This is a genomic window from Streptosporangium sp. NPDC005286 (assembly GCF_040607515.1).
GTDB lineage: Bacteria > Actinomycetota > Actinomycetes > Streptosporangiales > Streptosporangiaceae > Streptosporangium.
This window is the reverse complement of record NZ_JBEXGU010000207.1, coordinates 1-14,230: the sequence shown is the minus strand read 5'-3', so window position 1 is coordinate 14,230 and position 14,230 is coordinate 1. Positions and strand designations below refer to the sequence as shown.

General features: G+C 70.6%; 12 protein-coding genes. 4 read left to right on the top strand and 8 right to left on the bottom strand.

Going from position 1 to position 14,230, the window contains the following annotated elements:
* Positions 1 to 208: 208 nt before the first annotated feature.
* Entirely contained in the window at positions 209 to 1,159 is a 951-nt protein-coding gene (locus ABZU75_RS40935; protein ID WP_355567034.1) for a pirin family protein, read from the bottom strand.
* Positions 1,160 to 1,283: 124 nt separating this feature from the next.
* Between ABZU75_RS40935 and ABZU75_RS40930 the strand changes: the two genes are divergently transcribed.
* Together ABZU75_RS40930 and ABZU75_RS40925 are read left to right on the top strand one after the other, a co-directional pair.
* Positions 1,284 to 1,760, top strand: a complete 477-nt coding sequence (locus ABZU75_RS40930; RefSeq protein ID WP_350919324.1) for an Lrp/AsnC family transcriptional regulator — start codon at positions 1,284 to 1,286, stop codon at positions 1,758 to 1,760.
* Between the two features lie 52 nt (positions 1,761 to 1,812).
* The gene (locus tag ABZU75_RS40925) at positions 1,813 to 2,769 is read left to right on the top strand and encodes a nucleoside hydrolase (RefSeq protein ID WP_355567030.1); all 957 of its coding nucleotides are present in this window, start codon (positions 1,813 to 1,815) and stop codon (positions 2,767 to 2,769) included.
* 120 nt (positions 2,770 to 2,889) lie between these two features.
* On the opposite strand, the gene ABZU75_RS40920 is transcribed toward ABZU75_RS40925, so the two are convergent.
* Complete coding sequence (locus ABZU75_RS40920) at positions 2,890 to 3,729, bottom strand: carbohydrate-binding protein (RefSeq protein WP_355567027.1); 840 nt, start codon at positions 3,727 to 3,729, stop codon at positions 2,890 to 2,892.
* A 467-nt stretch (positions 3,730 to 4,196) separates the two neighbouring features.
* Between ABZU75_RS40920 and ABZU75_RS40915 the strand changes: the two genes are divergently transcribed.
* Positions 4,197 to 4,457, top strand: coding sequence for a hypothetical protein (locus ABZU75_RS40915; RefSeq protein ID WP_350919333.1), 261 nt, complete (start codon positions 4,197 to 4,199; stop codon positions 4,455 to 4,457).
* A gap of 226 nt (positions 4,458 to 4,683) precedes the next feature.
* On the opposite strand, the gene ABZU75_RS40910 is transcribed toward ABZU75_RS40915, so the two are convergent.
* From ABZU75_RS40910 to ABZU75_RS40885, 6 genes are read right to left on the bottom strand one after another with little or no spacing between them, the layout of a single operon-like run.
* Positions 4,684 to 5,655 carry a BadF/BadG/BcrA/BcrD ATPase family protein gene (locus ABZU75_RS40910; protein WP_355567023.1) on the bottom strand — a complete coding sequence of 324 codons (972 nt, stop codon included), beginning with the start codon at positions 5,653 to 5,655 and terminating at the stop codon, positions 4,684 to 4,686.
* Positions 5,652 to 6,911 carry a 6-phospho-beta-glucosidase gene (locus tag ABZU75_RS40905; protein WP_355567020.1) on the bottom strand — a complete coding sequence of 420 codons (1,260 nt, stop codon included), beginning with the start codon at positions 6,909 to 6,911 and terminating at the stop codon, positions 5,652 to 5,654. Before ABZU75_RS40905 ends, ABZU75_RS40910 begins: the two co-directional genes overlap by 4 nt.
* Entirely contained in the window at positions 6,908 to 7,786 is an 879-nt protein-coding gene (locus ABZU75_RS40900; RefSeq protein WP_355567017.1) for a carbohydrate ABC transporter permease, read from the bottom strand. The genes ABZU75_RS40905 and ABZU75_RS40900 overlap by 4 nt, the downstream gene beginning before the upstream one ends.
* Complete coding sequence (locus ABZU75_RS40895; RefSeq protein WP_355567015.1) at positions 7,783 to 8,724, bottom strand: sugar ABC transporter permease; 942 nt, start codon at positions 8,722 to 8,724, stop codon at positions 7,783 to 7,785. The genes ABZU75_RS40900 and ABZU75_RS40895 overlap by 4 nt, the downstream gene beginning before the upstream one ends.
* A 6-nt stretch (positions 8,725 to 8,730) precedes the next feature.
* Positions 8,731 to 10,074, bottom strand: coding sequence for an ABC transporter substrate-binding protein (locus tag ABZU75_RS40890; protein ID WP_355567012.1), 1,344 nt, complete (start codon positions 10,072 to 10,074; stop codon positions 8,731 to 8,733).
* 40 nt (positions 10,075 to 10,114) lie between these two features.
* Positions 10,115 to 11,311 (bottom strand): ROK family transcriptional regulator, encoded by a 1,197-nt coding sequence (locus ABZU75_RS40885; protein ID WP_355567009.1) that lies wholly within the window; start codon positions 11,309 to 11,311, stop codon positions 10,115 to 10,117.
* Positions 11,312 to 11,720: 409 nt separating this feature from the next.
* On the opposite strand from ABZU75_RS40885, the gene ABZU75_RS40880 reads away from it, so the two are divergent.
* Positions 11,721 to 13,832, top strand: coding sequence for an ATP-binding domain-containing protein (locus ABZU75_RS40880; protein WP_355567006.1), 2,112 nt, complete (start codon positions 11,721 to 11,723; stop codon positions 13,830 to 13,832).
* The last annotated feature ends 398 nt before the right edge of the window (positions 13,833 to 14,230 follow it).

Genomic DNA, 14,230 nt, shown 5'->3' with positions numbered 1-14,230 from the left:
GTGCGTGGCTCCGGCGAGGCGCGGGGTCTCGCCCTCTCGCCGCCTTGTCGTCGATCGCCGCGGCTCCCTCCTCCGCGTCGAGAGGCGCGGCCTGACCGGTGGTCCCCGCCACGGCAAGAGCCGTGGGCCAGGGGCGCGGCACAGGGCCCGGCGAGGGGCGGGGCCTGGCGACGGGCGGGACCGTCCCGCGCGGGGTCGGGGCCGGTCGCTAGCGGCGGCGTCCGCGAGCCTTCAGGGCGGTCAGGGGAAGCTCGGGAGCGGGCAGCGGGGCGGCGCCGCCGGGCACCGTGCCGAACTCCTCGCCCTCCATCCACTCCTGCCGGAACCTGGCGATCTCCTCGTGGCTGCGGCCGACGAAGTTCCACCACATGACGATCCGCTCCTCGAACGGCTCGCCGCCGATGAGCAGCAGCCGACCGGCATCCTCGGCCCCTATGGCCAGCGCCGAACGCCCGCTGCCCAGGTAGAGCAGCGGCCCGGGGGACAGGTCCGTCTCGTCGACCCGCACGGTGCCGGACAGGGCCAGCGCGGCGTACTCGAAGCCGGGACGGAGCGGGACGGAGATCGCCGCGCCGGCCTCCAGCCTCACCTCGGCCCCGACCAGCGGGGTGTGGACCGTCGCCGGTGACGTGACGCCGCCCAGCTCGCCCATGATGACGGTCACCCTGGCGCCCGGCAGGGTCAGCTCGGGCAGCACCGGGTGGTGCTCGAAGGCCGGAGCCGTCTCGCGGGCGGCGGAGGGGAGCGCCACCCACAGCTGGACCCCGTGCAGGGCGGCCTCGGCGGCCGACTCCTCGGAGTGGGAGATGGCACGTCCCGCGGTCATCAGGTTGAGCCGGCCCGGTCTGATCAGTTGCTCGCTACCGACGCTGTCGCGGTGCAGGATCTCGCCCTCCACGAGCCAGCTGACGGTCTGCAGCCCGGTGTGCGGGTGCGGGGGGACGCTCATCGTCGTCTTCTCCGGGCCGTAGTGGTCGACGAAGCACCAGGCGCCGACCATTCTGATGTCCCGGTTCGGCAGGGTTCTGGTGACCTTCATCGCCCGCGGGCCGCCCAGCACCACGTCCCTGCCGGCCAGCACTTCGGTCACCGGCTCCGCCACCACGTCCGCGAGGCCACCGCACGCCGACTCCCGCGGATCCGTTTCCAGGTTGCTCATTTCGCGACTGTACGTTCCGATCCGGCCGCCACGGGAACCGGGTCGCGAGATTGCCCGTGGGTTGGGACCGTGCCGTGACATCCGGGCGATGCGTGTGCTCTCCGGTGCCGTTACCGTTTACGGGATGGAGGAGATCGACCGCTGTATCGTCACGTTGCTGGCCAGGGATGGCCGGATGAGCTTCACCGATCTCGCCAGGGAGACCGGGTTGTCGGTGTCGGCGGTGCACCAGCGGGTGCGCAGGCTGGAGAAGCGCGGGGTGCTGCGGGGTTACGCGGCGCTGGTCGACTACGACGCCATCGGGCTGCCGCTCACCGCGTTCGTGTCCATCAAGCCGATCGATCCGGCCGCCGCCGACGACGCCCCGGAACGGCTGGCCCACCTGAGCGCCGTCGAGGCGTGCCACAGCGTGGCCGGGGACGAGAGCTACATCCTCAAGGTCCGGGTGGCCTCGCCGATCGCGCTCGAGGAACTGCTGAACCAGATCCGCACCGCCGCCAACGTCTCCACCCGCACCACGGTCGTGCTCAGCACGCCGTACGAGCACCGTCCCCCGGAGCCGGCCGGTACGGAGGCCGGTAAGCCCGACGAGCGCGCCTGAGCTACTAAGTACCGATTTGCCGGACATGGGGTAGTTAATCCAAGCTGAACGGGTGTCTGCTAGGAAGATCATTATTGACTGTGACCCGGGGATCGACGACGCCCTGGCGCTCGCCCTCGCTCACGGGAGCCCCGACCTGAAGGTCCTGGGGATCACCACGGTCGGCGGCAACGTCGACCTGGCCAGGACCACGGACAACGCGCTGCGGCTCCGCGAGTTCCTGGGGTTCGGCGACGTACCGGTCACCGCGGGCAGTGCGGGCGCCCTGCTGCGCGCCCGGGTGGACGCGGCCGACGTGCACGGCGGCTCCGGTCTCGGGGACGCGCTGCTGCCTCCGGCGACGCTCCCGCCGGCCGCCGGGCACGCCGTCGACTTCATCGTCGAGACGCTCAGGGCCGACCCGGGCGAGGTGACCCTGGTCGCCATCGGCCCGCTGACCAACGTGGCGCTCGCGGTGCTCAGGGAACCGAGGATCGTCGACTGGGCGCGGGGGCTCACCATCCTCGGCGGGTCGTACACCCGGGGCAACTTCTCCCCGGCGGCCGAGTTCAACATCGCCGCCGATCCGGAGGCCGCCGCGATCGTCTTCGGCGCGGGCTGGACGGTGACCATGATCGGCCTTGACGTGAGCCGTGCCGCCATGACCACGGAGGCGGTGGCGGCCAGAATGGCGGCCATGGGCAGGCTCGGCACCGACCTGCTCATCCCGTGCGTGCGGTTCTACGGCATGATCACCGCCGACGACGGGCCCGCGATTCACGACGCCTGCGCGGTCGCCCACCTGATCGACCCGTCGCTGATCACCCTGGAACCCGCGGTCGTCGACGTCGAGACGGCGGGCCGCTTCACCTCGGGGATGACCGTGACCGACTTCAACCTCCGGGGCCGCGCCCCCAACGCCCTGGTCGGCACCTCGCTTGACGTCGGCCGCTTCTGGGACCTTCTGCTGGCCGTCTACGCGCGGGTCGCGGAGTCGATCGAACGCCGGGAGAAGCGCGTCGGACTTTGACCGGGAGACCTCGGGCGGGATGCCCGGTCCGGGGAGAGGCCGGACCGGGCCCCCGGGCCACGGCGACACGACGTCCACGAGCGGAGGCGGGGGCGCCGGTCACGTCGGCCGGTCGGTGCGTCAGACGCGCTGCCACAGGGCCGGTACGTTCGGCGGCTCCCATCCGGCGTAGGCCGTGTGCCCCTGGAGGCAGCGGTAGGTCACGCCGCCGTAGGTGACCTGGTCGCCGGCCTTGTAGTTCGTTCCGGCCTGCCACGCCCCGCCCGGCGGGGGGCTCGTGGTCGGCGTCGGGCTGGGCGACGGGGTGCCGACGATGTTGAGCACGAAGTCGAACGTCGCCTCCCTGCCGGAGCCGACCGTGCGCACGGTCATGACCAGTGACGGGTCGAAGATCGTGTCGGTGTTGTTGCGCGGTTCGTTCGGGAAGTAGAGCTGGGTGGTGAGCACCGGCCGGTTCGGGGCCTGGACCTTGACGTGGATGTGCCGGGTGCGTCCGGGGTACAGGCCCGGAACGATCGTGGTCAGCTTGAACGCGCCCTGGGCGTCGCTGAACTGGTGCCCGCGGAAGCCGAATCCGCTGTTGTCGTAGGCGCCGTTGGTGTCCGCCTGCCAGAAGTCCAGAAGCGCGTTGGCGATCGGCTGGCACGAGCGGCCGAACACGTAGCCGCTGACGGTCAGCGGGACGCCCGGTGTGCCGGGCCCGACCAGTGAGGTGCGCCGTGGCGAGTTGGGCTTGAAATAGGGGCCCTCGGTCTGGGCGATCGTCGGGTCGTCGCCGTCGTCGCAGAAGGGGGTGGGGTCGAGCAGCCCGTCCGTCCGCCGCGCGTCGCGGGCCAGCACGGGGGCCTGGCCGACCAGCAGCGGGATCGGGGCGATGAGAGCGGCCTTCAGCAGGGTCTTGCGGCTGATGCCCCCGCTCTCGCTGCCGGTATTCTGGTGGTGGGTGTTCTCGGCGTCCACAATGGCCTCCTTGGCCTCCGGGGGACGTGCCTGGACGCGACCTGTCGAACGCGTGCGGCGCCGGGGCGGCCGGTCGAAACCGGCACCGTGCGACACCGCCGCGGGGAACCGGCGGGACCTGGCAGCCTGGACGTGCACAAGGCTGACATTGGACGTGAGGCCGCAATACCCTCCATGTTTCTATAACTTTGCCATATGGCTACCGTGGTAATAATCATGCAGGTGAGGGCCACCCGAATAAGGCTTTCGCCACGTCATACCAAATATTTATGACACGAATGGGATGACATGACCGGCGAAATTCCAATGGGGTGATTCACCTCGCGGATATCTCCGTTTCACCGCATGGGAACGGGGCGCCTCCGCGACGGCCGGATCCTCCGCGTGAAGCCCGGGTGGCGACGGTTGTCTACAGCGTTCGACGCTGGGCAGGTACTTCCTGTGGACACTGGCGAAAGGAGCCGGCTGTGCCTGACAACGATGTACTGATCATCCGATTCCACCCGGTGGGGGGTGAGGACGTCTCCGTGACGAGCGGGGATTTCGACGGGGAGTCCGAGGCGGTGGAGGCGATCTCCCGTGCTCTGGACGAGCGGCGCAGCCTGGTGCTGACCCAGGTGAGATACGGCTTCGAGACCGAGATGATCGGCATGGTCGTCAACCTGGCCAACGTGGTGTCGGTGCGGGTGTCGAAGACGGACGGAGCCGAAGCCGGCCAGTACCTGTAACGGCTGGTCAGGGGAGAGGCGACCGCACCGCACGCGGGGACGAGGGGCTTCCCGATCACCTTCTCCCGGACGGCCCGGGGCGGAGATGCCCGTGACCGCACCGTGCGCGGGGAGCACCGCCTCCGCAGCCGGTACCCGGCGGCCCTCTCACCGAACTCCGCACCTGGATGCGACGCCGGGGGAGAGGACCGATCTCCGGGAGGGGGGCGGGTGAGCCGGGCGCGTCTCAGGTCAGGGCGTGGAAGTGGGCCCGCAGGCGGGCCCTGGCCTCCTCGGTGGCGCCGAGGGCGTCCAGCCCCAGGAGGGCGGCACCCATGATGGGGGCGACGTCGGCGACGATCGGCTTGGCCTGCGGGGCCCGCTCGGCGAAGCCCCGCTCGAGCAGCTCGCTCATCAGCGGGTCGCGGGCGGTGAGCACGCCGCCGCCCAGGACCACCTCCATCGGCACGGCGAGCAGGTCCAGGCGGCGCAGCGCGACCACCGCGAGCACGACGACCTCCTCGGCCATCCGCGCCACCAGCGAGCGGGCCACCCCGTCACCCTGGGCGGCGACGGCCATCAGCACCGGTACCAGCTCGTTCAGCCTGCCGTAGGGCAGCTCGCCGAAGTGGATGGCCAGGGACACCTCCTCGACGGTGCGGGTGCCGAAGTGCCCGCGGATCGCGGAGGTCAGCGCGCTGGCGGGACCCCGGCCGTCCTCGGCGCGTACGGCGTGCCAGAGCGCCTCCTCGCCGAGGCCGAGACCACCGCCCCAGTCGCCGGTGAGCCGCCCCAGGGCCGGGTATCTCGCCACCTCCCCCGAGGGGGAGACCGCCACCGCGTTGATGCCCGCGCCGCACACCACGGCCACGCCCGCGGGGCCCGAGGCCCCGGCGCGCAGCAGCGCGAAGGTGTCGTTGCCGACGGTCACCTCCGTGCCGTACCCCCGCAGGAGGATCTCCGCGCGGAGCGCGTCCTCCTCCACCGGCAGGTCCGCGCCCGCCACGTAGGCGGCCACGTGGTCGGCGTACGGTGTCCTCGCCCCCTCGCCGAGCGCGGAGCGCACGGCGTCGCCGATCACGTCGATCGCGGCCCCCACCCCCGCGGTCTGCGGCTGGAAGGCGCCGCCGCGCCCGGTGGCGATGACCGAGCCGTCCTCGCCGACCAGCGCGACGTCGGTCTTGCTGTTGCCGCCGTCGACGGCCAGGACCGTCCTCACGCGTTCGCCCAGGACAGGTGCCCGCGGTTGGCCTCGATCAGGCGCCGGGCCAGGTCTTTCGAGAGTGCGGCCTGCCCGATCAGCGGGTGGGCCAGCAGCGCGTCGGCGACGCGGTCCTCGCCGCCGTGCAGCGCGGCCGCGAGCGCCAGCGTCTCGTACGCCGTGACGTGGGCGATGAGCCCGGCGAAGAGCGGCTCCACCGGGTCCACCGGCAGCGCGGCCGCGCCCGCCGCGGTGATCGTGGCCGGGACCTCGATGACCGCCTCGTCGGGCAGGAACGGCAGCGTGCCGTCGTTGCGCAGGTTGACCACCTGGGTGTCGCCGCGGTCGCCGACCAGCGAGGCGATCAACGCCACCGCGGCCTCCGAGTAGAAGGCCCCGCCGCGCTTCTCCAGGAGTTCCGGCTTGGTGTCCACGGCCGGGTCGGTGTACATCTCCAGCAGCGCCGTCTCCATCGCCGAGACCTCGGCCGCGCGCGACGGCCTGGTCCGCTGCTCGGCCACCACCAGGTCGTGCTCGTAGAAGTAGCGCAGGTAGTAGGAGGGGACCACGCCCAGGTGCCGGATCAGCGCGGCGCTCAGGCCGACGTCCTCGGCGATCTCCGCACCGTGGCTCTCCAGCAGCCGCGGCAGCACGTCGACTCCGTCCAGGTGGACGGCCCGCTCCCAGGTGAGGTGGTTCAGGCCGACGTGGCCCAGGGAGATCCGCTCGGGGGCGACGCCCAGGTTCGCGGCGAAGCGGCGTTGGAAGCCGATGGCCACGTTGCACAGGCCGATGGCCCGGTGCCCGGCCTCCAGCAGCGCCCTGGTGACGATGCCGACGGGGTTGGTGAAGTCGACGATCCAGGCGTCGGGCGCGTGCTTTGCGACCTTCTCGGCGATGTCCAGCACCACCGGTACCGTGCGCAGCGCCTTGGCCAGCCCGCCCGCCCCGGTCGTCTCCTGGCCGACGCAGCCGCACTCCAGGGGCAGGGTCTCGTCCACGTCCCGCGCGGCCTGGCCGCCGACGCGCAGTTGCAGCAGGACCGCCCCCGCCCCGGCGACGCCCTCCTCGACGGAGGTGGTGGCGACGACCGTGGCCGGATGCCCGGCCCGCGCCAGCATCCGGCGCGCCATGCCGGACACCGGTTCCAGCCGGCGGACGTCCGGGTCGACCAGCGCGATCTCGGTCAGTGGAAGCTCGTCGCGTAGCCGCGCGAACCCGTCGATCAGCTCCGGCGTGTACGTCGAGCCGCCCCCGACAACGGCGAGTTTCACCCTTTTACTCCTGTCAGCGTGACGCCCTCGATGAAGACCCTCTGGGCGAAGAAGAACACGATGATCACCGGGGCCATGACGAGCAGGGTCGCCGCCATGGTGAGGTTCCACTGCACGCTGTGCAGTGCCCGGAAGGACGCCAGCCCGAGGGAGAGCGTCCAGTTTTCCTCGTTTATCTGGGCGTAGAGCAATGGACCGTAGTAATCGTTCCAGCAGTAGAAGAACTGGAACAGACCCACCGCCGCTATCGCCGGACGCGCCATCGGCAGGATCACCCTGATCAGGGTCTGGAAGTCCGAGCACCCGTCCACGCGGGCGGCCTCGGTGTACTCCCTGGGGATCGTGACCAGGAACTGCCGGAGCAGGAAGATCGAGAAGGCGTCCCCGAACAGCATCGGCAGGATCAGCGGCCACAGCGTGCCGGTGAGGTCCAGGCGCGCCCAGATGAGGTAGACGGGGACCGCGACGACCTGTGGCGGCAGCATCATCATCGTGATGACCGCGAGGAAGGCGAGTCTGCGCCCGCGGAAGCGGAAGCGGGCCATCGCGTAGGCCACCGGGATCGACGACAGTAGCATGAACGCGGTGCCGAGCCCGGCGTACAGGAACGTGTTGCCCAGCCAGGCCAGCAGCCGCGACCTGGTGAACACCTCGGCGAAGTTGCCCCAGTTCCAGGTGTCCGGCCACAGGTCGCCGGTGAGCGTCTGGTCGGTGCTCATGAGCGCGGTCAGCGCCACGAACACCAGCGGGGCGACGAACATCAGCGACAGCGCCACGGCGATGGCGTGGGTGGCGATCCAGTACAGGACCCTGCGGGTACGCGGGCCGCGCGCGGGGGAACCCTGCGCTGTGAGCTTCATGGTCAGGGTCGTCACCGGTCCGCTCCCTGGTCGAACGCGCGGAACCGGCGGAGCAGGACGAGGGTGAAGAGCGTGGAGACCACGAACAGCAGCAGGGCCAGCACGCAGGCGTAGCCCATGCTGAAGTCGCGGAAGCCCACGTGGAACAGCCACTGGGCCAGCGTCAGCGTCGACAGCTCGGGGTAGCCGGGGACGAAGGAACTGCCGGGGGAGTCGGTGACCCCGGCGGCGACCCGGGAGGCGATCATCGCCTGGGTGAAGTACTGCAGGGCGTAGATGACGCCGGTGACCGCCGAGAACATCAGCACCGGCGAGATCGTCGGCAGTGTGATGCTCCTGAACTGCCGCCACCCGCCGGCCCCGTCGATCGCGGCGGCCTCGTACAGATGCTTGGGCACGTCGAGCAGGGCCGCGAGGAAGATCATCATGGTGTTGCCGATACCCCACATGGCCAGCAGGGTCAGGCCGGGTTTGGCCCAGTTCGGGTCGCCGAACCAGTCGGGTGCGGTGATCCCGAAGAGTTCGATGAACTGGTTGAAGGGACCCGAGGGGTTCAGCAGGAACACGAAGGAGACGGTCCCGGCCACCACCGGGACCAGCGAGGGCAGGTAGAAGAGGGTGCGGAAGAAACCGGCCCCCGCCTTGAGGCGGGTGAGCAGCTGCGCCACGCCCAGCCCGAAGATCACCTGGGCGGGGACCATGAAGACCGTGAACCAGAGCGTGTTCCTGATGGAGACCCAGGCCCGGTCGTCCACCAGGAAGTAGCGGTAGTTGTCCAGGCCGACGAACTCCAGGGTGAACAGGTCGTAGCGGTGGAAGGAGAAGTAGACGGTCGCCGCGAGGGGGTAGGCGAAGAACACCGCGAACCCCACCAGCCAGGGCGATATCCAAAGGAGGGCCACCAGGCCCTCACGGCGCCGCCACCTGGGCGGCGCCGCGTGGACGATGCTCATCGAGGCTCAGCCCCCGGAGAGCTTCAGCTTGTCGTCGAGACGCTTGTCGACCTTGGCCAGTTCGGCGTCGAGGTCGGTGAGCGTCCCCTTCTCCCACCGGCCGAGGAACTCCTGCACCGTGTCCTGGTTGAAGGCGCTGTTGACGTTCGCCGGGACCGTGCTCGTCTTCGGGTGGGCGAAGATGTCGAGGAAGGTCTGGAAGTTCGGGTCCTTGTCCAGGTCGGGCGACTCCAGTGAGGCCTTGGTGGTCGGCACGTTGCGCAACGCGTTGGAGAGCGTGACCAGTGCCGAGGTGTCGGTGGTCAGATACTTGACCAGTTCCCAGGCGGCCTGCGGGTTCTTGGCCCCCTTGGGCACGCCGATCACGGTGCCCGCGGTGAAGCCGCTGCCGTACAGGTCGGGCTTGGTGTCGGAGACCGGGAGCGGTGCGGTGCCGTAGTCGAGGTCCTTGGCCTCGCCGGCGATCATGGCGTTGCGCCACTCGCCGTCCAGGACCATGGCGACCTTGCCCTTGTAGAACGGGTGGTCGGCCGACCACTCCTGGCCCAGGCTCTTGCGGAACTTCTCCAGCTTGTCGTAGCCGTACCAGTCGACGAGCTCCTTCTGCCAGCGCAGCAGTTCCTTCCACGCCGGGTCGGAGCCGATCGCCGAGGTGCCGTCCGGCTTGTACCAGGTGGCGCCGACCATCGGGGCGAGGTGCGAGGCGGAGTTCTCGTAGTACGAGAAGCTCGGGATGAACCCGGCGACCTTGATGTTGCCCTCCGCGTCGCGGACGGTGAGCTTCTTGGTCAGCTCGGTGAGCTCCGAGAGCGTCTTCGGCGGCGCGGAGCCCTTCATCAGGGCCTTGTTGTAGTAGAGCCCGTACGCGTCGGCGAGCAGGGGCATCACGCACCGCCTGCCCTCGTACTCGGTGTAGGAACGCGAGACCTCGGGCAGCACGGACAGGTCGATGCCATCCTGCTTGATCACCGGGGTGAGGTCCTGGAACGTTCCGCTGCGGCACCACTGGGCCACGTTGTCCGTGGTGAAGGAGGAGGCGACGTCAGGGGCCTTCCCGCCGCGCACCGCCTGGGTGATCTGCTCGTCCTGGACGCCCTTGACCAGTTTGACGGTTATCTGGGGAAATTTCGTACGAAATCCGGCTATGGCGTCTTCGAACGCCTTGACCTCGCCGGGCGCGGAGAATCCGTGCCACAGTTCGATGGCCGAGGCCGGCAGGGTGGCGGAGGCCGAGCCTGAGGGCTTGGGGCGCGAACCGAGCGTGGGTGCGCCCTCCGTGCCCGCGGTGCAGGCGGTCAGAGCGGCGGCCGTCAGGGTGGCGAGGGCGAGGGTGAGAAAGCGTCGGTGCACGACGGCTGCCTCCTGGGGGGGTGGGGGGTACACGGGAGGGTCAAGAAGGGACTGTGGAGCCGAAGACCTCGTCGCGTACGGTCGCGAGGGCCAGATCCAGCGCGCCCGCGAGGACGGGATTGCCCTCGACGGTTGACAGCAGCAGCGGTGGTCGGGGGATGGTCAGCGCGTGGAGTTCGTGCTCGACGAGCTCGCGCAGGGTGTCGCCGCCCGCGAGCAGGGTCCCGCCGGTCAGCACGATGATCTCGGGGTCGATGACCGAGGTGATCGAGGCCAGCCCGACCGCCAGCCGGGAGGCGATGTCGCGCAGCCCGGCACGGGCGTCGTCGGCGCGCCTGCCGGTGGAGGCGGCGGCCCGCACCGCGTTCAGCACCGCCTGCGCGGGGGCGCCGCCGCGCACGCCGTACGACCGGAGGATCTTGAGCACCGCGGGGCCGCCGGTCAGTGCCTGGTAGCCGTGGTTGGCGTAGCGGCCGGTCTCCCTGGCGGTCGGCGCGCCGGGGGTGGGCATGTAGCCGATCTCGCCGGCGCCGCCGGTGGCGCCCCGGTGCAGCCGGCCGCCGAGGACCAGCGCCGCGCCCAGGCCCTCGTCGGCCCAGAGCAGCACGAAGTCCCGGTGGCCCCGGCCCACACCGTGCGCCTGCTCGGCCTGGGCGACGAGGTTGACGTTGTTCTCTATCGCGACCGGTATGCCCAGGCCGTCGCCGAGGGTGCGGACCAGGTCGGGGATGTGCCAGCCGGGCATGTCCCTGCTGGTGGCGTAGGCCAGCCTGCCGGTGCCCGGGTCGATCGTGCCCTGCACGCCGATGACCGCGCACCGCGGCGTCGCCGGGGCGCCCGCGCCCTCCAGCGCGGCGGCGACCCGCTCCACCGCGTCGCCGCCGGAGCGGCCGGGAGTGGGCAGGTGGTACTCGCCGACCACGGCGCCGGTGATGTCGGCGACCCTGACGTCGATGCCCGCGCGCGTGACGTCCATCGCGGCGGCGTACGCGGCGGCCGGGTTGAGCCGGTAGACCTCGGCGGTGCGGCCGGGCAGTCCCTCGCGGATGCCGTTGAGCACGACCAGGCCCGCCTCCTGCAGGCGGATGAGGAGCTGTGAGGCGGTGGGCTTGGACAGGCCGGTGAGGGCACCGATCTCCGGGCGGGTCAGCGGGCCGCGCTCCAGCAGCGCCTGCAGGGCGGCGCGGTCGTTGATCGCGCGCAGCAGGCTGGGGGTGCCCGGCGTCGGCTGTTTCACTGGCCCTCCGCGTGCGTCCTCGCATTCACCGGCGAAGCGAAGTTAGGAAACTTTCCTAACTTCGAGTGAATGTAAGGAACCCGGCGGATCCTCGTCAAGCGGGCAGGAGCCGTCGCAATAAAGCTGTGATGGCGCAGGGGCGGGTAAACTTCTCAACGGACCTGCTAGGGTGATGGTTTGTCATAACAACTAGCGCAATGGTCCGGAGTATCCCATTACTAGCAACGATAATGGAGCGACGGCAACCCGTCAAATCGAGCTGACCAAGGAGCAGGAGTACGTCTCCGGTCTCTACGCGAGGCTCGATCTGCTGCGCGAGCGCACCCAGCGGCAGCTGGACGGCGTCCTCGCGCAGGGAGGGAGCGGGGGCACGCACCAGAACCGCTCTGAGCGCGACACCTTCGCCGGGATGTACGCCGAGCGTCTGGGCCGTCTGTGGGCTGTCGAGAACGGCCTGTGCTTCGGCCGGCTCGACAACGCCGACGACACCTCCCTCTACATCGGCCGCATCGGCATGGCCGACGACGATCAGCGCCGATTGCTGATCGACTGGCGCGCCCCGGTCGCCCAGCCCTTCTACGGCGCCACCCCCGCGGCCTCGATGGGCGTCACCCGCCGTCGCCACCTGCAGACCAAGGGCCGCAGGGTGATCGGGATCGACGATGATCTCCTGGATCTCGACAACCTCACGGACGAGGACGTGGCCACCCTCAACGGGGAGGCCGCCCTGCTCGCCTCCCTGGCCGCGCGGCGCACCGGGCGGATGCGCGACATCGTGGCCACCATCCAGTCGGAGCAGGACCGCATCATCCGCTCGGACCTGGGCGGGGTACTGGTCGTGCAGGGCGGTCCCGGGACCGGCAAGACCGTGGTCGCGCTGCACCGGGCGGCCTACCTGCTCTACACCCACAGGGAGAAGCTGGCCCGCAGGGGGGTGCTCATACTCGGGCCGAACCTGACATTCCTGCGCTACATCGAGCAGGTACTGCCCTCCCTGGGGGAGACCGACGTGCTGTTGTCGACGGTCTCCGAGCTGTACCCGGGGGTCGTTCCCGGGCGCAAGGAGCCCCCGGAGGTGGCCGGGCTCAAGGGCGACTCCCGGATGGCCCAGGTCATCGCACGGGCCGTGCGCGAGCGGCAGCGGGTGCCGCGCAAGCCGATCGAGATCCGCCTCGACCGCTACACCCTGCGGCTGGAGGGCAACGTCCTGGAGGCGGCACGCAACAGGGCGGCCCGCTCCAGGCGGGCGCACAACGAGGCCCGCGCGCTCTTCGTCCGCCACCTGCTCAACGCGCTCGCCCGTCAGGCGGCCAGGCAGCTGGGCAAGGGGATGATCGACGACGACGAGCTGGCCGACATCCGTGAGGAGCTCCGTACCGAGCGGCCCGTCAAGGCGGCCCTGAACCGGCTGTGGCCCTACGTCACACCACAGCAGCTCCTGATCGGACTGTTCACCTCCCGGGAGCGCCTCGACCACGCCGCCGCCGAGTTCGGCGAGGCCGAGCGGGAGCTGATGCTGCGCGAGCCGCCCCGCAAGGGGGAGAGCTGGTGGGCCGAGTCCGACGTACCGCTGCTGGACGAGGCCGCCGAACTGCTCGGCGACATCGACCCCGCGGTGCTGCGGGCCGGGGCCTGGATGGCCGAGGAGGAGCAGGCGGCGCAGCGTGCCGCCGCGCTCGACGAGCGGCAGCACCAGCTCGCCTACGCCAAGGAGGTCCTGGAGCTGACCGGGCTCTCCGACATCATGGACGCCGAGAAGTTCGCCGCCCGCCACCTCGGCGACGACGTCTTCCTGACCACCGCCGAGCGCGCCGCGGCCGACCGCAACTGGGCCTTCGGCCACGTCATCGTGGACGAGGCGCAGGAGCTGTCGCCGATGGACTGGCGGATGCTGATGCGTCGCTGCCCGACGCGGTCGATGACGATCGTCGGCGACCTGGCCCAGACCGGATCCTCGGCCGGGGCGCGCTCCTGGGGCCGGGTCCTCGACCCCTACGTGGCCGGGCGCTGGCGCGAGGAGACCCTCAGCGTCAACTACCGCACCCCGGCGGAGCTGATGGCGGTGGCCGCCGACGTGCTCACCCTGGTCGATCCGGCGCTGAAGGCCCCGGCCTCGGTCAGGGAGACCGGGGCGCGCCCGTGGGCGGCCTCACCGACGGCCTCGCTCGGCGACGTCGTCAAGGCCGAGATCGTGGAGGGTGGGCGACTTGTCGTGATCGTCCCCGAGTCGCGCGCGCGGGAGCTCGGAGAGGTGGTGGTCCGCTCCGTCGACGGCGCGGTCGCCGGTCCGGGGGCCGCCGCCCTGGACGCCCAGGTGGCGGTGCTGACCGTCGCCGAGGCCAAGGGGCTGGAGTTCGACGCGGTCATCGTGGTCGAACCGGAGTTGATCCTGGGCGAGTCCCCGCGCGGGGCCAGCGACCTTTACGTGGCATTGACCCGCGCGACCCAGCGGCTTGGCGTCGTGCACGACGGTCCGCTTCCCGATGCCCTCGCTCGACTTGAGAGACATCGGATCACATGAGACCATTGACGGCTCTCGTCGATCATGTCCCAGCTGCGAAAACTTGATGTTTCCGCTGTTAGTGACACGGTTGACATCTGCGCTGGGCTCGGTAGTTTGCTGCCCAGTCCAGCACGGGACTGGCCGGTCGGCCGCCTTTCGACATCGCCGTTTCCTGCGCCCGTGACGGGGGTGACCCCGTCCGTTCAGCCAGACGCAGGGCCGGCAGTCCGTCGAGGCGGGGCACTCCTTCCGGGCGGGGGGTTGGACCCAGGAGGGGTCCGGGCACCCAGTAGACAACGGCAATCCGCGCTCGCCGCCGACGGGACGGAACCGGTCCGAAGGGTTGTCCGGGCTCTCTTCCCGCTCCCGTGCGAGCGCCGCAAGCGTCGGGGCGGTCCGGGGTGTCGAAGGACACC

Bases quoted from the DNA above. Each gene is read 5' to 3' on its own strand.
- ABZU75_RS40935 (WP_355567034.1), bottom strand. From the start codon at position 1,159: ATGAGCAACCTGGAAACGGATCCGCGGGAGTCGGCGTGCGGTGGCCTC.
- ABZU75_RS40930 (WP_350919324.1), top strand. From the start codon at position 1,284: ATGGAGGAGATCGACCGCTGTATCGTCACGTTGCTGGCCAGGGATGGC.
- ABZU75_RS40895 (WP_355567015.1), bottom strand. From the start codon at position 8,724: ATGAGCATCGTCCACGCGGCGCCGCCCAGGTGGCGGCGCCGTGAGGGC.
- ABZU75_RS40880 (WP_355567006.1), top strand. From the start codon at position 11,721: ATGTACGCCGAGCGTCTGGGCCGTCTGTGGGCTGTCGAGAACGGCCTG.